The following is a 19,592-nucleotide window of genomic DNA, read 5'->3' as shown; positions in this document are numbered from 1 at the left end:
CCCCCCCCCCCCCCCCCCCCCCCCCCCCCCCCCCCCCCCCCCCCCCCCCCCCCGCCCCCCCCCTTCGGGTTGTGCCTGAAAGCGGGCCAGGCTGCGTTGCAGTCCTTGGCAAGGGAACGACCATTACCGGCGGACTGCGCCTTGCCTGGGCCGCTTTCAGGCACAACGCGGCGCAGGCAATAATTGATGGCAGGCCCTAGAATAGCCAAACATTTTTTTCAGGAGGTGGCCGATGCAGGCTCTCGACGCTTTGCTCAACCGTGTTTCCGTTCCACGACTGCTCGAACCGGCACCGACCGCAGAACAACGCGAAGTGTTGTTTGGCGCTGCGATGCGAGCGCCAGACCATGGCCACTTGCAGCCTTGGCGCTTCCTGACAGTCGAAGGCGCGGCGCGCGAGCAAATGGGCGAGTTGCTGGCCGAAGCGGCGAAGCTGCAGGACAGTGAGGTGTCCGAGGCGGCGCTGGACAAGGCGCGTAACGGTCCACTGCGCGCGCCGCTGGTGGTTGTGGTGATCGCCCGGTTGCAGGACCACGTTAAATATCCGAAGTCCGAACAACTGCTGGCGGCGGGCTGTGCGGCTCACGGGATTTTGCTGGCGGCTTATGCGCAAGGGATTGGCGCGGTGTGGCGCACGGGTGAACTGGCGTATTCGGCGCATGTGGCCAAGGGGTTGGGCCTGGCTGAAGGGGAAGAGGTGATTGCATTTCTTTACCTTGGCACACCGCAGAAAGAGCCGCGCGTGGCGGAGAAGGTTGATCTGGCTGAGTTCGTCAGCGCCTGGCCCGGCATGTCCTGAAGATCAAAAGAATCGCAGCCTCGTTTCACTCGACAGCTGCTACAGGTGCGCACGGATCTCTGTAGCAGCTGTCGAGTGAAACGAGGCTGCGATCTTTTCGCATCACCACGGCGCTACGGCTGAACAACTGCCCCCGGCACCAACGGTAATTCCAGGCTGGCGATAAACCCGCCATCTGGATGATTGGCCAGCACCAGACTCCCGCCATGCCGCTCCGCCGCACGACGCGCAATGGCCAACCCCAAACCATGTCCAGCCGCCGTCTGCCCCGGCGCCCGATAGAACGGCTCACCCAACTGGCTCAAATGCGTAGCCTCTACGCCTGGCCCGTGGTCACGCACACTGACCACAATCCGCTCACCTTGACGCACCGCCTGCATTTCAATCGACTGTCCCGCCGGGTTGAACCGCTGAGCATTGCGCAGCAGGTTGTCGAGGGCGCGCTCGATCATCGTCGGCCAGCCTTTGAGGTTCAGCTGCGGCTCGGCCTCAAGGTGCACGTTCTGCTCCGGCGAACCCAATTGAGCATCCTTTTGCAGGGTGTTGAGCAGCGCATTGAGATCAACCTCTTCGGCGCTGGCGTTGTCGGCATCGACCCGCGCCAGTACCAGAATCTCGCTGATCAGCGCTTCCAGACGGTCGCACTCCCGAGTGAGGCGCGGCCAGAGTTTTTGCCGTTCTTCAGGGTTGGCCCGCTCGGCCAGTGCCAGCGCAATGCGCAGCCGGGCAAGTGGTGAACGCAGCTCATGGGACACATCCCGCAGCAACTGCCGCTGGCTGCCGATCAAACTTTGCAGGCGCGCGCCCATGCGGTTGAAGTCGTTGGCCAGCACGCCGAACTCATCGCGGCGGTTAGCCAGTTTTACCAGGCTGTTTTGTTGGTAGGTGGTTTGCCCCAGATCATGCACCGCGCCGCGCAAGCGATTGAGTGGGCGGGTGATCGACAGCGTGACGAACAGACTGAACAAGGTCAGCACCACCAGCGCGATACCCAGCGCACTCAATGGCCAGAGCAGGCTTTCGCGGTGCCAGGAGTCCAGTTCCGGGTGCGGAATGCGATAAATCAGAAGGTAGGTGTCGCCGGTTTTTTCGCTGGTGTATTCCGCGGTCAGACGTCGCCATGGCAGGCGACGGTCGTCGTTATTCTGTCGCGCTTCGAAGGCGGCCGCCCTGCGTGGGAAGGTACCGCGCACCACCGGGTCGCCGCTCTCGTTAAGGACTTGAACGTCGATGTGATACTGGCGTTTGCGCTGTTCGAGAATGTCCTGGGCAGCTTCTTCGCCCTGGGCTTCGTAGGTTTGCGTCCACTCCTCGGCCAGGGTGTTGAGGCCCGGGTGGCGACTGAGGATCCATGCGTCCTGGTTGAGCATGTGCCCGAGCAGAATGGAAAGCCCTGCAACCAGAGCGATGGCCAGCCAGAAGCTGGCCAGAATACGCCAGAACAATGAGCGCACAGAAAGTCCTCAAACAAAGAAAGCCCAACGGCGATTAACCGTTGGGCTGGGGCGTGACGCTAGATCATTATTGCGCTTTTTGCGGTTGTTGCGCTTTCCAGGCCTTGAATTCGGCCCACTCGGCGCGACGCTCAGCCTGTTTTTTCTGGATCTCGTCGAATTTCTTCTGTTGATCCGGTTTCAGCAGGGCGCGCACATCGGCTTCGGCTTTCTGATGTTTGGCGGTCATTTCGTCTTTCATGGCTTTCTGGTCAGCCGGGGAGAGTTTCTCCAGGTACTTTTCGACCAGTTGCTGGCGATCATGCATCTGCTCGCCCATGATTTTGCGGATCTGCTCGCGCTGTTCGCGGCTCAAATCCAGCTGGCTGTATGGGCCGCCTTTACCGTGCTCGTGCATCTGACCGCCGTGGCGCGGGCCATCCATCGGACCACCCATGGAGCCTGCGCCTTCAGGCATCGCCATGGCAGCGGTCGGCAGGGCGGCAGCAAACATCAGAGCGATAAGAGTCTTGCGCATGGTGAATCTCCTTGTCTCGTTCCCGGTACGTTCCGGATGAGTACAGATTACGGAGATCAAGGTCAGCGGCGGTCAGCGGAGCGTAAAGCTTGGGTAAAGACGAGTTCTCGCCGACCTGACAAAACTTACAGGCTGTAGTAATAGCCACGGCTGCGCAGGGCCACGATGCGCGGACGTCCGTCGGGGTGTGGACCGATTTTTTTGCGCAAGTTGCTGACGTGCATGTCCAGGCTGCGGTCGTACAGCGTCAGCTTGCGGCCGAGGGCAATTTGCGCCAGCTCCTGTTTGTCCAGCGGCTCGCCGGGTTGCTTGAGCAGGGCTTCGAGCAGACGGCTTTCGGAGACGGTGAGGGTGAATTCCTGTTCATCGATGCTGACCACGCCACGTACCGGGCTGAAACACAGGTCGCCCAGTTCGAGCTGACTGGAGACTGCTGCCGGATGACTGCGGCGCAACACGGCGCGCAGGCGGGCTGTCAGTTCCCGTGGGTCGCACGGTTTGGCCAGGTAATCGTCGGCGCCGAGTTCCAGGCCGAGGATGCGGTCCAGCGGTTCACCGCGCGCCGAAAGCATCAGCACCGGCAAGTCCGGGTGATCGCTGCGCAATTGCTTGAGCAGCTCCAGACCGCTGCCGTCCGGCAGCATCACGTCCAGTACCACGGCTGCCGGCGACGTTTCGGCCAGTGCGCGACGGGCGCTCTGACCATCGTGGCAGGCGCGGACCTGGAAGCCTTCCTGGCTCAGCCAACTGCTCAGGAGCTCACACAGCTCCTGGTCATCATCAATTAATAACAGCTCGCTCATGACTCACTCAATTTAGCCATTGCCTGCGTTTTCTGGTGGCACCACTGGCGAAGATACCGCAGAGCAGCGCCAATAGCGCTACTCCGCCGCCGATGACGAACCACTGTTGCTGATCGGTCAATAGACGCGGTAGCGGGCTGTTGGCCTGGGCTTCCTTGAGTTGCAGCTTGAGGCGCTGATTCTCTTGGCGCAACCGGCTCAGCTGAGCGCTTTCGCGTTCGGCATCGGTATTTTGCAGTTGTTTGCTCAGTTCTTCTCGTTGCTGTTCGCTTACCTTCAAGCGCTGTTGCAACTGGGTGATCTGGCTGCCGGCGCTCAGGGATAATGGCGTGGAACTACCGCCCTCGGCGCTTTCTTCACCGTGAGCAGGGGCCACGATCGACAACGTCACCAACATCAGACACAACGGACCTTTGCGCATCGCCACTCCTGATTCCAATACGAGTATTGGGCAGGTTGTCGGCCGGTAAACGAGAATAATGAGCGTTGAGAGCGCGATGAACCGATAAGGTTCATCGCGCTGGAGGGGTATTACGGCAGGACTTGCTTGAACGGCTTGACCGAAACGTTGGCGTAGACGCCTGCGGCGATATACGGATCAGCGTCGGCCCAGGCCTGGGCGGCGCTCAGGGAATCGAATTCGGCGACGATCAGGCTGCCGGTAAAACCCGCAGCGCCCGGATCATTGCTGTCGACCGCCGGGTGTGGACCGGCCAAAACGATGCGACCTTCACCTTTGAGCACTTGCAGGCGCTCAAGGTGTGCAGGCCGTGCGGCCAGGCGGGCTTCCAGGGAGTTGGCGACGTCTGTGGCAATGATTGCGTAAAGCATGTCAGTCCTCGGTTTTTGGCGTTGTGGTATCGGCGTCGTGCAGGTGGCGGGACAGGTAAATGCCCTGGCCGACCAGGAACAGCAGCGTCATGCCCAGGCTGCCGAAGACTTTGAAGTCAACCCAGTAGTCCTGAAAGGTGAACGCGACGAACAGGTTGGCGGCACCGCAAAACAGGAAAAACCCGATCCAGGCAATATTCAGGCGGGTCCAGACCGGCTCCGGCAGGGTCAGCGCGTGGCCCATGATGCGTTTGATCAGCAGTTGTTCACCGACGAAGTGGCTGCCAATGAACGCCAGGGCGAACAGCCAGTTCACCACTGGAGCTTTCCATTTCAGGAAGGTTTCGCTGTGGAACGCCAGGGTCAGGCTGCCGAAGACCAGGCAGGCGATGAGGGTCAGCCACTGGCTCTTCTCCAGCGTGCGCTGCTTGATGAACAGCGTGCCGTAAACCACCAGGGAGCTGATGATCAGCATGGCGGTGGCGCTGTAAATTCCGCCTACAGTGACCTCGTGGCCGGCAATGTCGACGACCCGAGGATCGAGTTTGAAAACGATGAAGAACAGCAGAAGCGGGATGAAATCGATGAATTGTTTCACAGTGGCAGCCAGAAGCAGGATGTGGCGGCATAATAACAAACATATGGGCGCGCGATAGCGCCAGCTGATTTGAGGTAAAAAAGTCCCGTGAATGTTGATTTGCACTGCCATAGCACGGCCTCCGATGGCGCTCTCGCGCCTGCAGTACTGGTTGCGCGTGCGTTCGAGAAAGGCGTGCGAGTCCTGGCCTTGACCGATCACGACACCCTTGAAGGCCTCGAAGAGGCTCGCAGTGCAGCGATCGCGCTGGGAATGCAACTGGTCAACGGCGTCGAATTGTCCTGCACCTGGGGCGGCGCGACCATTCACGTTTTGGGCTACGGATTTGATGTCAATGCCGCACCGTTGGTCGAGGCCATCGCAAGATTGCACGATGGCCGCTGGTTACGGTCCGAAGAAATAAGCCGAAAATTGGCATTGAAAGGCATGCCGGGAGCGCTGGAAGGGGCCCGGGCCATCCAGCAGGAACTGGGCGACAGTGGCAACGCGCCGGCCCGCCCGCATTTCGCCGACTGGATGGTGCGTGAAGGTTTCGTCAAGGATCGCGCCGAAGCGTTCCGCAAATGGCTGGGCGCCGGCAAGCTGGGGGACGTCAAGCAACACTGGCCGACCCTGGAAGACACGGTCGAAACCCTGCGCGCCGCCAAGGCCTGGGTCAGCCTGGCGCATCCGTGGCACTACGATTTCACTCGCAGCAAACGTCGCCGGCTGATTGCCGACTATATTCAAGCAGGGGGCCACGCGATCGAAGTGGTCAATGGCCATCAGCCCGCCGAGCAAGTGGGCAGCCTGGCGATTCTCGCCCGTGAGTTCGGTCTGCTGGTCAGCGCCGGCAGTGATTTTCATGGCCCTGGAGGCTGGTCCGAGATCGGTGAGTACCGCCCGCTCCCGGAGGATCTGCCGCCACTGTGGTGTCGATTCAAACATGACCCAATTATTGCCGCCGTCTGAACAGGTAGAGAATGTGAGTCAATTTTTCCAGATTCATCCGGAAAACCCGCAAGCGCGCCTGATCAAACAGGCTGTCGAGATCATCCGCAGCGGCGGGGTAGTGATTTATCCCACAGACTCGTCCTATGCCATTGGTTGCCAGATCGGCGACAAGAATGCCGTGGAGCGCGTGCGCCGTTTGCGCGGGCTGGACGACAAGCACAATTTCGCGCTGATTTGCAGCGATCTGTCGCAACTGGGCCTATTCGCCAAGATTGACACCGGCCTTTTCCGCTTGCTCAAGGCCCACCTGCCGGGGCCGTACACGTTTATTCTCAACGCCACCCGCGAAGTCCCGCGGCTGTTGTTGCACCCGAAAAAACGCACCATCGGCCTGCGTGTACCGAGCCATCCGATTGCCATGGCACTGCTGGAAGAACTCGGCGAACCGCTGATGAGCGTGACCCTGATCCTGCCCGGCGAAACTGACCCGATGACCGATCCTTACGAAATGCGCCAGATACTCGAGCATCAGGTCGACCTGATCATCGACGGCGGTTTCGGCGGGATCAAGGCATCCACCGTGATCAACCTCGCCGACGGCGAGCCGGAGGTGATCCGCGTTGGTTGCGGCGACCCGACGCCGTTCATGGCCGAGGCGTAGATGTCTGCAGTAGAACCCGTTGTTGACAGTCAGGCCGGAGCCCAGCAAGAGCTGCCCTTCGCGATGGTCTATGGCCAGGCGGTCATGGAAATGCCGCTGGACCTGTACATTCCGCCGGATGCGCTTGAGGTCTTTCTCGAAGCCTTCGAAGGCCCCCTCGACTTGCTGCTGTACCTGATCCGCAAACAGAACATCAACATCCTCGACATCCCGGTGGCGGAAATCACCCGTCAGTACATGGGCTATGTCGAGTTGATGCAATCGGTGCGTCTGGAACTGGCCGCCGAGTACCTGGTCATGGCCGCGATGCTGGCCGAGATCAAATCGCGGATGCTGCTGCCGCGTGCCGAAACGATCGAGGCCGAAGAAGACGACCCCCGCGCTGAACTGATCCGCCGCTTGCAAGAGTACGAACGCTTCAAGGCCGCAGCCGAAGGCATCGATGGCCTGAGCCGCGTGGGTCGTGACGTGGTAGTCCCCAAGCTCGACGCCCCGGAAGCCCGGGCGCGCAAGCTGTTGCCGGATGTGCGCTTGTCAGAGTTGCTGTTATCCATGGCCGAGGTCCTGCGCCGTGGCGACATGTTCGAAAGTCACCAGGTCAGCCGCGAGGCGCTGTCCACCCGCGAACGCATGAGCGATGTGCTGGAGCGCCTCAAGGGCGGCGGTTTCGTGCCCTTTGCCGAGCTGTTCACCGCTGAAGAAGGACGTCTGGGGGTGGTGGTAACCTTTATGGCGATCCTCGAACTGGTCAAGGAATCCTTGGTCGAGCTGGTGCAGAATGAGCCGTTCGCAGCGATCCACGTGCGGGCCCGAGCCGAATAACGAGTTGAATCATGAACCTGACTGAACCCCGCGAGCTGGCGCCACTGCTTGAAGCCTTTCTGTTGGCCTCGGGAAAACCGCAATCGCTTGAACGCCTGTTCGAACTCTTCGAAGAGGGCGAGCGGCCGGAGCCGCCGGTCTTCAAGAAAGCCCTGACGATTCTCGCCAAGTCCTGCGATGGCCGGGCCTTCGAGCTGAAGGAAGTGGCCTCCGGTTATCGTCTGCAGATCCGCGAAAAGTTCTCGCCGTGGGTGGGACGTTTGTGGGAAGAGCGCCCGCAGCGGTATTCCCGTGCCATGCTCGAAACCATTGCGCTGATCGCTTATCGCCAGCCAATCACCCGGGGCGAAATCGAAGACGTGCGGGGCGTGGCGGTCAACAGTCACATCGTCAAAACCTTGCTGGAGCGTGAGTGGATCCGCATCGTCGGCTACCGCGACGTGCCGGGTAAACCGGCGATGTTTGCGACCACCAAGGCCTTTCTCGATCACTTCAATCTGAAAAACCTCGACGATTTGCCACCGCTGGCCGAATTGCGCGAGCTTGAGCCTGACCCTGTGCTCGATTTTGACGACGCGCCGGTGCCTGCCGGACTGCAGGAGTTGGCCGACGCCAGCGCCGAGCCGGAAGAGCCAAAGGAAGAAACCAGTTTCCACACGTTGTTGCTGGAACTGGACACCATGGAGGAGGGGCTCAAGACCGATTTCGATGATCTGTTGCGCGATGGCGAGGTGACCGAGACCGAAGGGATTGTGGATCAGCCCGAGCCCGAGCTTGAGCCTGAAATCGAAGTTAAACTTCAGGTCGAGCCCGAAGCCACGGTCGAAGAAGAGCAGGAAGATGATGTACTTGGCGTTGCCGAAGCTCGCGAGAAACTCCTGGCCGCTGTCGCCGCCCTTGAGCAACACAAGCCCGAGCCCGAGTTGACCGACGAAGAAGCCGAAGCCCGGGCCCTCGCCGAAGCGATCGAGGCCGAACGCCGCGAATTTGAAGACGACTGATGATCGTTCCCACGCAGAGTGAACGATCTCGGCGCCACCGGTCGGCGGAAATACCGGTAAGTCTCCATTGATCAGCTAGTCTCTGATGCGCGAACGCTCCCATGAGCGTATGATTCGCGACCCTTCGGCGATCCCTTCGCCCTAGACCCAGCTTTCAACTCTTCAGGTCCCTCACTTCAGAGCTGCCTGAACAGACCACACCGGGAGGTGCCCAGATGAGTATCAACGACCAGAAAGACGACCAGGAAATCGGCCCAGCAGGCGAGAAACTGCAGAAAGTCCTCGCCCGTATCGGCGTCGGCTCGCGCCGTGACGTAGAAGCCTGGATCAGCCACGGCCGCATCAAGGTCAATGGCAAAGACGCCACCCTCGGGCAGCGCGTCGACATGCACGACGCCATCACCATTGATGGCAAGGTGATCAAGCGCGAAGAAGCCGCCGAGTCGGTACGCCGCGTGATCATGTACAACAAGCCTGACGGCGAAATCTGCACCCGCCTTGATCCGGAAGGCCGTCCGACCGTTTTCGACAAGATGCCGCGCCCGAAAGAAGGTCGCTGGATCAACATCGGTCGTCTGGACATCAACACCACCGGCCTGCTGATGTTCACCACCGACGGTGAGCTGGCCAACCGCCTGATGCACCCTTCCTACGAGATGGACCGTGAATACGCGGTTCGTGTGCGTGGCGAAGTCGATGACGAGATGATCGAGCGTCTGAAAGCAGGCGTCGTCCTCGAAGACGGCCCGGCCAAATTCACCGACATCAAGCAAGCGCCAGGCGGCGAAGGTTTCAACCACTGGTATCACTGCGTGGTGATGGAAGGTCGCAACCGCGAAGTTCGTCGTCTGTGGGAATCCCAGGGCCTGGTGGTCAGCCGTCTGAAGCGCGTGCGTTTCGGTCCGGTGTTCCTCAACTCCGACCTGCCGATGGGCCGCTGGCGCGAAATGAGCCAGTACGAAGTCGACATTCTGAGTGCTGAAGTGGGCCTGACGCCTGTGGCCATGCCGCAGATGAACGCCAAGAGCAAAGACAAGCTCGACCGCATGCAGCGTAAATCGTCGCGTCCAATGGGCAAGACCGAGCGCGTGCGCACGTTGCGTCCAGCGGTCGGCAACCAGACAGCGGCTACTCCACGTGATACTCGTGAACCGCATATCGAAGGCGAGCGTCCAGCCCGCAAACCAGCAGCACCTCGTGCTGACGGCGAGCGCGGTCCACGCACTCCGCGTCCGGCCAATGGTCGCACCGAGCGCGGCGAAGGCCGTGGTGCACCAAGCGGTGGTCGTAGCGATCGCGGTGCTCCAGCCGGTCGTGGTACGCCAGTGGCAGACCGTCCGGCCGATACTAAGCGTCCGGCCAAGGCACCGGCGAAGAAGCGCCCAGGCATCGTTCTGGTCGACAAGGATGCTCCATCGGGCAAACGCCGCGGTGCACCCGCCGGTTCGGGCCAGCGTCCAGGCTTCGGTCGTCGCAAACCTGAGTAATTGGTAAGCGCCGCATAAAAAACGCCAACCTTCGGGTTGGCGTTTTTTTTCGTCTGGCTGATCAGAAGACAAACTGCCCATCAAACACCGGCTCATCATCCAGCGCCAACACGCCGTTGGAGAAGATTTGCAGTCAGCCTACAGCGAGATCTGATTCGGCAAATTTACGTTACGGCATGTAAAGAAATACTGACGAAATCAAGCCTCAAAGCCCTTGGTTTGACGCTTGCGCAAGGGATGTAAGGAAAACCTTCCGCCCAAGAACCATTTAATCCATCCGCAGGGCTCTGGCCCGCTTGTTTCAGACGCGGTTGAAGGGTGAGATGCGCCCCATGCCTGTCGTGCAGGTGCATAACAAGAAGGAGGCGCAATGTACGCCGTGACTCATCTCCATCTCTCCCCGTGGAGTGATTTTTCCGTCACTCCTGTCGATGACCCGCAAAGGTCTGACTCTATTTTTGCTGCCGCTCGAGACCCTCGAGGCGGACACAGGCAATCCCGGCAAATGACACGCTGATCCAGTGGTGTCTGGCAGCAGGGGGTTACAGGTGTACAATGCGCCGCGTTTTAACTGTGACCTCCTGCGCATCAGCGCAAACCTCAAGGCTATCCGCCTTGTTCACTCCGCCGCGCCACAAGCGTGTCGGGTTCGATTTCGTCACAGATAAAAACAAACAGGTGACGCATGACCGTTGTAAAAACGCTGAACTCCTTTTGCCTTCGCTGGGGTTTGATCGGCGCTGCTTGAAATCGCAACCGAGCAGCAACGTCTAACGAACATCATCAAACCTTGCGTGAGACCCTTTCCATGAGTGGACAAAACTCGCATTCAGGCGAGCTGAAACGCGGCCTGAAAAATCGCCACATTCAACTGATCGCCCTCGGTGGCGCGATCGGTACCGGGCTGTTCCTCGGCTCGGCCGGCGTCCTGAAATCCGCCGGCCCGTCGATGATCCTCGGCTACGCCATCTGCGGCTTCATTGCCTTCATGATCATGCGCCAGCTCGGCGAAATGATCGTCGAAGAGCCGGTGGCCGGTTCCTTCAGCCACTTCGCCCATAAATACTGGGGTGGTTTTGCCGGTTTTCTGTCGGGCTGGAACTGCTGGATTCTGTACATTCTGGTGGGCATGTCGGAGCTGACCGCGGTCGGCAAATACATCCACTACTGGGCGCCACACATCCCGACCTGGGTCTCGGCAGCCGGCTTCTTTGTCTTGATCAACTTGATCAACCTGGCGAACGTCAAAGTCTTTGGTGAGGCCGAGTTCTGGTTCGCGATCATCAAGGTCGTGGCCATCGTCGGCATGATTGCGCTCGGCAGCTACCTGCTGGTCAGCGGCGACGGCGGCCCGCAAGCGTCGGTGACCAACCTGTGGGTCCACGGTGGCTTCTTCCCTAATGGTGTCAGCGGCCTGGTGATGGCCATGGCGATCATCATGTTCTCCTTCGGTGGCCTGGAAATGCTCGGTTTCACCGCAGCTGAAGCCGACAAGCCGAAAACCGTGATCCCGAAAGCGATCAACCAGGTGATCTACCGGATCCTGATTTTCTACATCGGTGCGCTGGTTATCCTGCTTTCGCTGACGCCATGGGACAGCCTGTTGGCGACCCTGAACGCTTCGGGTGATTCCTACAGTGGCAGCCCGTTCGTGCAAGTGTTCTCAATGCTCGGCAGTAACACCGCTGCGCACATCCTCAACTTTGTGGTCCTGACCGCGGCATTGTCGGTTTACAACAGCGGCACCTACTGCAACAGCCGCATGCTGCTGGGCATGGCCGAGCAGGGCGATGCGCCGAAAGCCTTGGCGAAAATCGACAAGCGCGGCGTGCCGGTGCGTTCGATCCTGGCCTCGGCGGCGGTGACGTTGATCGCCGTGTTGCTGAACTACCTGATCCCGCAAAACGCGCTGGAACTGTTGATGTCGCTGGTGGTTGCCACCCTGGTGATCAACTGGGCGATGATCAGCTTCTCGCACTTCAAGTTCCGGCAGCACATGAACAAAACCAAGCAGACGCCGCTGTTCAAGGCCTTGTGGTACCCGTACGGAAACTACATCTGCCTGGCGTTTGTGGTGTTCATTTTGGGCGTGATGCTGCTGATTCCGGGGATTCAGATCTCGGTGTATGCGATTCCGGTGTGGGTCGCGTTCATGTGGGTTTGCTACGGCATCAAGAACAAGCGTCGGGACCGGCATGCGTTGCAGGCTGCGGGTTCCGTCGTGAAATAGCGTAAACGCAGAAGCCTCAAACCCGGCCATGTGCCGGGTTTGTTGTTTTTGCGTCCGGTCGCTATTTCCCGTCCAGAAAGCTCAGCACCGCTGCATTGAAAAAATCCGGGTCCTGGATAAAAGCAAAGTGACTGACATTGGGCAGGATCAACAAACCGGCACCGGGAATGGCCGACGCCATGTACTCCGTGTGTTCGCGTTTGATGGCCTCGTCATGGTCGCCATCCACGATCAATATCGGGGCTTTGATTTTCGCCAGCTCTTCCGTTGTCCAGTTTGGCTGGCTTGCCCACATATGGCTGATCTGCTCGACGAACGCATCGTATTCTTTGGGGGTGGGCGACAGCTTTACGTATTCCTTGCCTGCGCGTTCGATGTAGGCGGCGAACGTCGGATTCTTCTCAACGCCTTCCTTCACGCCTGACGTCTGGGTGTTGGCGGCAAAGGCGAATACCTTGCCGACGCGCTGTGGATATCGCATCGCCATATCGAGCCCGAGGATGGCGCCGTCGCTCCAGCCCACGATGTCGGCGCGTTCGATCTTCAGTTTATCGAGCACCGCGATCACGTCGTCGGCCATCAGATCGTAGCCGTATGGTCGCGCGTCCCGGGAACTGCGGCCGTGGCCACGACTGTCGAGGGTAATGACGGTGTGTTTCGCCGAGAGGGCCTTGACCTGATGACCCCAGTAATCGGAGTTGGCCAGGCCACCGTGCAGCAACACGACGGGTGAGCCATGGCCGGTGATCGAGTAGTAGAGCTTGATGCCGTTGACGTCGGCACGGCCGGTTTTGGCGCTGGTGATCGGGGTCGGGGTGGCCGGCAATGTTTCCCAGCGTTCTTCGGCATGAGCAATGTTGAATGACAGCAGGACACAGAAAGCAGCAAGCAAGCAACGGGGCATAGGTGTCTCCATTCAAAAAGCGTGATCGGCGTGATCCGGATTCTTTAGCGTAGAAGCCTGCCGTCAGAAGGCTAGGCGTCGGTGTTTAAAATCATGTTGCGGATAGCTTTGTAATGTTCTGAAGTCTGGTTCCTACATGCGAAGTTGCCATGTACTACAGTGTTTTCTGAAAACTCAAAAAATAGAGTAAAGTTCGTTAATTCGGAAGTGGCCTACAACCCGCTGGATTATTTTTGTCATAAGCTGGTGCTCCAAAACATTAACGAGCGGCGCATATGGCCAGTAACAGCTACATGACTATTACCGGTAAGCGACAAGGGTTTATTTCTGCTGGTTGCTCAGGGCATAGCTCTATAGGTAACAGATGCCAGTTTGATCACGAAGACGAAATCATGGTGTTGGCGTGCTCGCATGATATGTCTACGGGCAATGAAGGCGGTGTTGCAGATGGCCCGGGCAAGCACATGCCTATCATAATCACCAAAGCAAAGCGGCTTCTGATTTGGTTGCAGTTGGATGCAACATCGGCATGACGCATTTGCCGGACGGTTTTACACGGCTACGATTCAGCTCGATTATTTCATCCTATGCCAACGAGGTTATCCGGGCCGTTGATGAAGGGCTCATGAGCGCCTGGCAAGGGGTTCAGGAGTTAAGAGTCGAGCACGAAGAGTTATTGTCGAAGGCGCTTTTTTATACTCAAAACGGTATCGGTGTTTTGGCAGGCGGGATGCAAGTTGAAGTCGGCATCGCGATTACGGGTGCGTCGTGGGGAATCGCAGTCGTGCCAGGTGTGCTTCTAATCGGTCATGGGGCAAATAACATCGCTGAAGGGGTGGCGAATATTTATAACGGTCCAGATGCGCCTAGTGCTCAAGGTCCTATTAGGCGTGGCTATCAAGCTCTCTTTAGGGATAGTTATAAGGGTAACATGGCATATTACTCTACCGATTTACTTTTGTCCGGCTATGGCCTGTTTAGGACGGTGCGCAAGCCTGGTTCTTCGCAGCTATTTAGGCATGATCCTGTTAGTAATGAACGGTCTTATCAGCAAACTGGAACTCTAGCTTTGTTTTTCGAGGGTTTGGTTGATTCTATAGTTTTAAATTCGATTGCTAAAGAGGATCCGTCGAAGGCGAGCGGCAATTAATGTTGTGCGGCATGACTATGGTTATGCCACGCCACGTAGTCTTGGAATGTAGAAGCGCAAGCCAAGTAATACTATAGGGATATACGTTGCTATGTAGGCAATATTCAAGGCGCGTCCCTCTAGTGGTATGACTTCGGTTATTGCCCAGACAATCGCTCCCATAATAGGAATTGAACAGCCTAAAACCAAGCAGGTTACCGCTAAATAGTATCGAATGTTTTCCAAGTTCATTGGCTATCATATCCTACTGATGTGAAGTCTGAGATTAGTATAGCCATTCAGAACAAAGCAACTCCCCTTTTGTAAATACGAGAACGCTGTAAGAAAAGTCTGGCATGACTTCTTGATCTCGCCTGTTCCAGTGATCACCTGCTATTCAGACCGACATTCGCGGTATCCTGCACGTCCTGAACCTGGACGCTTCTCCATGCTGGTGATTTCCAACAACGTGCATCTGCCGGATGCCGAGATCGAATTGACCGCCATCCGCGCCCAGGGCGCCGGTGGGCAGAACGTCAACAAGGTCTCCAGCGCGGTGCACCTGCGTTTTGACATTCCGGCCTCGTCCTTGCCCGAGTTCTACAAGGAGCGGCTGCTGGCGCTGCGCGACAGTCGCATCACCAGCGAAGGGGTGTTGATCATCAAGGCCCAGCAATACCGCACGCAAGAAGCCAATCGCGCAGATGCGCTGGAACGGCTGACCGAGTTGATCCTCAGTGCCACCAAGGTCGAAAAGAAACGCCGCCCGACCAAACCGACCCTCGGTTCGAAGAAGCGTCGGCTGGAGTCCAAGACCAAGCGCGGCAGCATCAAGGCCGGACGCGGCAAGGTCGATTTTTAGCGTGCTTCTCGTTCTTCGCGGTACTTTTCACTGAGATGCTTCGGCGCCTGCCGGTACAAATAAACACTCAGTGCCAAACCGCTCAGGGCGGCAAGGGCAGCGAACAGGAAGATCGAGGCAAAACCAAAACCTGCCGCAATCGCACCCGCCACCGGCCCGGTAATCCCCAGCGACAAATCGATGAACAGCGAATAAGCCCCGACGGCCGCGCCACGGCTCGAGGCCGGCACCAGGTTGACCGCTTCCACTCCCAGCGCGGGGAACACCAGTGAGAAACCGAACCCGCTCAGCGCCGCACCGGCCAGTGCCCAATGAGCGTCCGGCGCCAGCCATAGCAGCAGCAAGCCGAGGGTTTCCACCGACAGGCAGGCCATCGCCACGCGAAAGCCGCCGAGGCGGTTGATCAGGTTGCCGAACAGCAGCCGCGCACCGATAAAACTGGCACCGAACAGGCTCAAGCACAGCACCGCGTTGTCCCAGTGCTGCGTGGCGTAATAGAGAGTAATGAAAGTGGCGATGGTGCCAAAACCGATGGAGCCCAGCGCCAGACCACAACCATGTGGCAGCACGCGCCCCAGCACATGCATGAACGGCAAACGCTCGCCGACCACAATCGGCGCGGCGGTCTTCGGCCAAGCCAGCACCAGACCGAGGACGGCCAGCAACACGATGCTCACGCCCATGCTCCACAAGCCCAATTGGCTGACCAGCAGCACGCCCAGCGGTGCGCCGACGGCCAGTGCGCCATAACTGGCGATCCCGTTCCAGGAGATGACCTTGGCAGTGTTCGCCGCGCCGACCCGACCGATGCCCCAGCCGATCGAACCTGAGCCCACCAGGCTTTCCGCGCTGCCGAGCACCAGACGGCCAATCAACAGGCTGATCAGGCTCAAGGTCGGCAGGCTTTGGGTCCAGGCCGAAATCAGCATGAACACGCCGCTCAAACCGCAGCCGGCGAGGCCGTACATCACGGCGAGTTTGCTGCCCTTGTTGTCGATGATTTTTCCGGCATACGGACGGCTGAGCAGGGTGGCCAGGTATTGCACGCTGATCACCAGCCCGGCGATTACGGCGCCGAAGCCCAGATCGCTATGGACGTAGCCCGGCAATACGGCCAGTGGAATGCCGATATTCAGATAGCCGATGAAGGTGAACAGGACGATGGAAACGACTTGCAGCGTGACCGCCAGGGGGCGCTGGTTTTCAGACATGGGTAAAGATCCACGGGAAAGCAGGATAGATAGGCTGCTTATGATAGCGGCGCGAGCGGCTGCGGGTCGTGGAAAAAGTAAAACTATTTGCCGGGCGGGGATGAATCAGGGTTTGGCGGGAGCGACCAGGTGCGTGGTGACCAGGGCGGCCAGGGCGTTTTCTTCGCTGCCGAAGCGGGCGAGCAGCGCGGCGCGTTTCTCGGGGGAAAGGCGATTCCAGATCTCAATCATCTTCTCGGTGGTACCGATCAGGACGCTGGCTTGGGTTTCGCTGAAGTCGTCGGTCATGGTGGGGCTCGGGGTTCAGGCGGTGTGGAAAGCGCATGTTAGCGCTTTCCACACGGTCTGGCATTGCAGGTGAATCAGTCTTCGCTGTCGGCCTTGCGGCGTTCAGTGGCTTCTTTCGGCTCGGGCTGTTGGGCACCGGCTTGTTGCGTGGGCGTCTGCTCAGTTTCGTGCAGGCTTGGGAAGGGGAGATTAGGGATCTCGTGCATATCGCGCTCCTCGCAAAGTCTGTTGATAGATCTGGTAGATCCGCGCTTTTAAAAAGCTTGGGGAGGATACAGCAGAAAAAATGACAAATAGACTTTTATATCCAATTGTTGCGACGGATGGGATTGTCTAGACAGGTCTGGAAGAGGGGGTAGCACAAAGCACTGTGGGAGCGATCTTGCTCGCGATGGGGTCGTGTCAGTCGACATTAACATTGACGGACACACCGCTATCGCGAGCAAGCTCGCTCCCACAGGGATTGCAGGTGCTTGATGGTTATTTGCAGACTTCGGCGATTGCTTCGGCCAGCAAATCAAGGCGTGTGGCATCGATTCCGGCGACGTTCGCCCGGCCAGTGCCCACCATGTAAACGCTGTGATGATCGCGCAGTTGTTTGACCTGGTCCGGCGTCAATCCCGTGTAGGAAAACATCCCGCGCTGCACGCCGATGTGCGCAAAGCGCTCGCGCAAACCATGAGGTTCAAGCGCTTCAACCAAACCGCTGCGCAGTTGGGCGATACGTAAACGCATGGCTTCCACTTCGTCGGCCCAGAGGCTTTTCAGCTCCGGATCACCGAGGATGGTCGCTACCACAGCAGCGCCGTGATCCGGCGGAGTCGACCACAGGTTGCGGGCGATGTTGGCCAGTTGGCTGCGGATATCCACCAGCTTGTCAGCGGTTTTCGCGCAGACAATCAGCGCACCGGTGCGGTCGCGGTACAGGCCGAAGTTCTTCGAGCAGGAACTGGTGATCAGCACTTCCGGCAACGCGGCAGCGAACAACCGCGTCGACCAGGCGTCCTGTTCCAGACCATCGCCGAAGCCCTGGTAGGCGAAGTCTATCAGTGGCACCAAATCGCGACTGCGCACCACGTCCAGCACCTGGCGCCAGTCGTCATGGGACAGATCGAAACCGGTCGGGTTATGGCAGCAGGCGTGCAGCAGCACCACATCGCCCTTCGGTGCTTCGTTGAGTACTGCGAGCATCGCTTCGACGTCGAGGCGGTTATCGCTGCCGACGTACGGGTAATGACTGACCTTGACCCCGGCTGCCGCGAAGATGGTTTCGTGGATCGGCCAGGTCGGGTTGCTCAGCCACACGCCACGGCCCGGCAGGCACTGGGCGATAAAGTCGGCGCTCAAGCGCAGCGCGCCGGTGCCGCCCGGCGTTTGCGTCGCGCCGGTCCGTTTTTCGGTGATCAGCGGGGAATCGGCACCCAGCACCAATTCAACGATGGCCTTGCCGAACGCCGGTTCGCCGTGGCCACCGATGTAAGTCTTGGTGGTCTGGCGATCCACCAGACGTTGCTCGGCGAGCTTCACGGACTGGGGAATCGGTGTCAGGCCCTGGGCGTCTTTATAGACGCCCACGCCGAGGTCGAATTTGCGCGGGTTGGGGTCCTGCGCATAGGCCTCCATCAGGCCGAGAATCGGGTCGCCGGGTACTCGACCGATGGCGTCGAAATGCATTATTTGCGGCCCTCTGCGTCCTTGGCCACGTCGTCAGTGCGCGCGGCCATGATGAAATCGTTGCGGTGCAGACCTTTGATGGAGTGGCTCCACCAGGTCACGGTGACTTTGCCCCACTCGGTCAGCAGGCCTGGGTGGTGACCTTCGGCCTCGGAGATTTCACCGACGGCGTTGGTGAACGCCAGTGCGTGTTTGAAGTTCTTGAACAGGAAAACTTTTTCCAGCTGCATCACGCTGTCGCGCACTTCAATGTTCCAGTCCGGGATCTGCTTGATCAGTACCGGCAGTTCTTCATCGCTGACCTGAGGAGCGCCGGCTTGGCAGGCTTCGCAGTGGGCTTGGTTCAATGTGGACATGATGGGTTCCTGAAATCGAATTATTGGAAATCGGCCGTCAGTGTCACCACGCTAAACCAAAGCGTCGGTTCCTGACAGGCTCACTTGATTCTAAAAGCAGCGGATCACGCAGCTTTCGGCGGAAATTTTGGTGTGTGCAAGCCCAGCTGCATGCCTTGTTTGACCATGCCCATGATGTCTTCGTGGGCGAGGTCGAACAGGCGCTTGAGGTTGGGCAATACAAAGTACAGCGGTTGCAGGATGTCGATGCGGTAAGGCGTGCGCATGCATTCCAGCGGATCGAAGGCCTGATGCTCAGGTTCGTCCGACAGGCAGTAAACGGTTTCTTTCGGCGAGGAGAGAATGCCGCCGCCGTAGATGCGCTGGCCTTGTGGCGTGTCGACCAGGCCAAACTCGATGGTCATCCAGTACAAACGCGCCAGGTACACGCGTTCTTCCTTGGAAGCCTGCAGGCCAAGTTTGCCGTAGGTGTGGGTGAATTCGGCGAACCAAGGGTTGGTCAGCAGCGGGCAGTGGCCAAAAATCTCATGGAAAATGTCCGGCTCTTGCAGGTAATCCAGCTCTTCGCGGGTACGAATAAAGGTCGCCACCGGAAACTGCTTGTTGGCGAGCAATTCGAAAAAGGTCTGGAAGGGAATCAGTGCGGGGACTCGGGCAACCTGCCACCCAGTGGTTTCACCGAGGACCTTGTTGATCTCACCGAGTTGAGGAATGCGGTCGTGGGGCAGGCCGAGTTTTTCGATACCGTCCAGATATTCCTGGCACGCACGACCCTCGATCACTTTCAGTTGGCGAGTAATCAGCGTGTTCCACACCGCGTGTTCTTCGGCGGGGTAGTCGATAAAACCTTGCGCATCGGGCTCGCGAGCCACGTATTGCGTCTGCTTCATGCTGCTCTCCTGCTAGGGGATTTCGTTCTTGTTATGTCCTGCTATGGACCTAGAAATACCTCAAGAAATGCGGCGTTGCAGTACGAGAGTCGCGCTGTGCGTAGGAAAATTCGTCGATTTTTGTAAAGTATTCGTTACGGAT

At 58.7% G+C, this 19,592-nt stretch carries 22 protein-coding genes and 1 pseudogene; 10 read left to right on the top strand and 13 right to left on the bottom strand.

Going from position 1 to position 19,592, the window contains the following annotated elements; all coding sequences use genetic code 11:
- Positions 1–232: 232 nt before the first annotated feature.
- Positions 233–799 carry an NAD(P)H nitroreductase gene (locus MO767_RS06575; RefSeq protein ID WP_282479865.1) on the top strand — a complete coding sequence of 189 codons (567 nt, stop codon included), beginning with the start codon at positions 233–235 and terminating at the stop codon, positions 797–799.
- Between the two features lie 113 nt (positions 800–912).
- Here MO767_RS06575 and MO767_RS06570 read toward each other — a convergent pair whose 3' ends face one another.
- The 6 genes from MO767_RS06570 to MO767_RS06545 all read right to left on the bottom strand — a co-directional run bounded on the left by MO767_RS06570 (position 913) and on the right by MO767_RS06545 (position 5,002).
- Positions 913–2,253, bottom strand: a complete 1,341-nt coding sequence (locus tag MO767_RS06570; RefSeq protein ID WP_282479864.1) for a HAMP domain-containing sensor histidine kinase — start codon at positions 2,251–2,253, stop codon at positions 913–915.
- 67 nt (positions 2,254–2,320) lie between these two features.
- Entirely contained in the window at positions 2,321–2,770 is a 450-nt protein-coding gene (locus tag MO767_RS06565) for an LTXXQ domain protein (RefSeq protein WP_282479863.1), read from the bottom strand.
- Positions 2,771–2,895: 125 nt separating this feature from the next.
- Positions 2,896–3,573, bottom strand: a complete 678-nt coding sequence (locus MO767_RS06560) for a response regulator transcription factor (RefSeq protein ID WP_027922300.1) — start codon at positions 3,571–3,573, stop codon at positions 2,896–2,898.
- A gap of 7 nt (positions 3,574–3,580) precedes the next feature.
- Positions 3,581–3,994 (bottom strand): translation initiation factor 2, encoded by a 414-nt coding sequence (locus MO767_RS06555; RefSeq protein WP_282479862.1) that lies wholly within the window; start codon positions 3,992–3,994, stop codon positions 3,581–3,583.
- A 110-nt stretch (positions 3,995–4,104) separates the two neighbouring features.
- A complete protein-coding gene (locus tag MO767_RS06550) occupies positions 4,105–4,404 on the bottom strand; it encodes a YciI family protein (protein WP_008156126.1) in 300 nt (99 codons plus the stop codon).
- Position 4,405: 1 nt separating this feature from the next.
- A complete protein-coding gene (locus MO767_RS06545; protein WP_282479861.1) occupies positions 4,406–5,002 on the bottom strand; it encodes a septation protein A in 597 nt (198 codons plus the stop codon).
- Positions 5,003–5,089: 87 nt separating this feature from the next.
- Between MO767_RS06545 and MO767_RS06540 the strand changes: the two genes are divergently transcribed.
- The 6 genes from MO767_RS06540 (at position 5,090) to MO767_RS06515 (ending at position 12,136) form a co-directional block, all read left to right on the top strand.
- Complete coding sequence (locus MO767_RS06540) at positions 5,090–5,953, top strand: PHP domain-containing protein (RefSeq protein WP_282479860.1); 864 nt, start codon at positions 5,090–5,092, stop codon at positions 5,951–5,953.
- Between the two features lie 13 nt (positions 5,954–5,966).
- Positions 5,967–6,596: an L-threonylcarbamoyladenylate synthase gene (locus MO767_RS06535; RefSeq protein WP_282479859.1), complete on the top strand. Its 630-nt coding sequence runs from the start codon at positions 5,967–5,969 to the stop codon at positions 6,594–6,596.
- Positions 6,597–7,418: a ScpA family protein gene (locus tag MO767_RS06530; protein ID WP_008156118.1), complete on the top strand. Its 822-nt coding sequence runs from the start codon at positions 6,597–6,599 to the stop codon at positions 7,416–7,418. It begins immediately after the preceding gene.
- An 11-nt stretch (positions 7,419–7,429) separates the two neighbouring features.
- Positions 7,430–8,419 (top strand): SMC-Scp complex subunit ScpB, encoded by a 990-nt coding sequence (gene scpB, locus MO767_RS06525; protein ID WP_282479858.1) that lies wholly within the window; start codon positions 7,430–7,432, stop codon positions 8,417–8,419.
- A 215-nt stretch (positions 8,420–8,634) separates the two neighbouring features.
- Complete coding sequence (gene rluB, locus MO767_RS06520) at positions 8,635–9,906, top strand: 23S rRNA pseudouridine(2605) synthase RluB (protein ID WP_282479857.1); 1,272 nt, start codon at positions 8,635–8,637, stop codon at positions 9,904–9,906.
- 808 nt (positions 9,907–10,714) lie between these two features.
- The gene (locus MO767_RS06515; RefSeq protein ID WP_282479856.1) at positions 10,715–12,136 is read left to right on the top strand and encodes an amino acid permease; all 1,422 of its coding nucleotides are present in this window, start codon (positions 10,715–10,717) and stop codon (positions 12,134–12,136) included.
- A 61-nt stretch (positions 12,137–12,197) separates the two neighbouring features.
- Here MO767_RS06515 and MO767_RS06510 read toward each other — a convergent pair whose 3' ends face one another.
- Positions 12,198–13,040, bottom strand: coding sequence for an alpha/beta hydrolase (locus tag MO767_RS06510; RefSeq protein ID WP_282479855.1), 843 nt, complete (start codon positions 13,038–13,040; stop codon positions 12,198–12,200).
- A gap of 275 nt (positions 13,041–13,315) precedes the next feature.
- On the opposite strand from MO767_RS06510, the pseudogene tssD reads away from it, so the two are divergent.
- The 3 genes and pseudogenes from tssD to arfB form a co-directional block, all read left to right on the top strand.
- A pseudogene (gene tssD, locus MO767_RS06505) lies at positions 13,316–13,528 on the top strand (type VI secretion system tube protein TssD); the annotation flags it as partial.
- A gap of 41 nt (positions 13,529–13,569) precedes the next feature.
- Positions 13,570–14,190 carry a DUF4225 domain-containing protein gene (locus MO767_RS06500; RefSeq protein ID WP_282479854.1) on the top strand — a complete coding sequence of 207 codons (621 nt, stop codon included), beginning with the start codon at positions 13,570–13,572 and terminating at the stop codon, positions 14,188–14,190.
- Positions 14,191–14,617: 427 nt separating this feature from the next.
- Entirely contained in the window at positions 14,618–15,031 is a 414-nt protein-coding gene (gene arfB / locus MO767_RS06495; protein WP_008010994.1) for an alternative ribosome rescue aminoacyl-tRNA hydrolase ArfB, read from the top strand.
- Here arfB and MO767_RS06490 read toward each other — a convergent pair.
- From MO767_RS06490 to phhA, 6 genes are all read right to left on the bottom strand, one after another.
- Complete coding sequence (locus tag MO767_RS06490) at positions 15,028–16,242, bottom strand: MFS transporter (RefSeq protein ID WP_282479853.1); 1,215 nt, start codon at positions 16,240–16,242, stop codon at positions 15,028–15,030. The two genes, arfB and MO767_RS06490, sit on opposite strands and share 4 nt — an antisense overlap.
- 105 nt (positions 16,243–16,347) lie before the next feature.
- Positions 16,348–16,530, bottom strand: coding sequence for a hypothetical protein (locus tag MO767_RS06485; protein ID WP_074874481.1), 183 nt, complete (start codon positions 16,528–16,530; stop codon positions 16,348–16,350).
- A 74-nt stretch (positions 16,531–16,604) separates the two neighbouring features.
- Positions 16,605–16,736, bottom strand: coding sequence for a hypothetical protein (locus tag MO767_RS06480; RefSeq protein WP_008156098.1), 132 nt, complete (start codon positions 16,734–16,736; stop codon positions 16,605–16,607).
- Positions 16,737–17,010: 274 nt separating this feature from the next.
- The gene (locus MO767_RS06475; protein WP_282479869.1) at positions 17,011–18,207 is read right to left on the bottom strand and encodes an amino acid aminotransferase; all 1,197 of its coding nucleotides are present in this window, start codon (positions 18,205–18,207) and stop codon (positions 17,011–17,013) included.
- Positions 18,204–18,560: a 4a-hydroxytetrahydrobiopterin dehydratase gene (locus MO767_RS06470; protein ID WP_123509107.1), complete on the bottom strand. Its 357-nt coding sequence runs from the start codon at positions 18,558–18,560 to the stop codon at positions 18,204–18,206. Before MO767_RS06470 ends, MO767_RS06475 begins: the two co-directional genes overlap by 4 nt.
- 104 nt (positions 18,561–18,664) lie before the next feature.
- Positions 18,665–19,450: a phenylalanine 4-monooxygenase gene (phhA, locus tag MO767_RS06465; RefSeq protein ID WP_149632007.1), complete on the bottom strand. Its 786-nt coding sequence runs from the start codon at positions 19,448–19,450 to the stop codon at positions 18,665–18,667.
- Positions 19,451–19,592 lie beyond the last annotated feature (142 nt).

Source organism: Pseudomonas sp. UYIF39, assembly GCF_029963765.1.
In the GTDB taxonomy this organism is placed as follows: Bacteria; Pseudomonadota; Gammaproteobacteria; order Pseudomonadales; family Pseudomonadaceae; genus Aquipseudomonas.
This window is presented reverse-complemented; position numbering and strand designations above follow the sequence as displayed.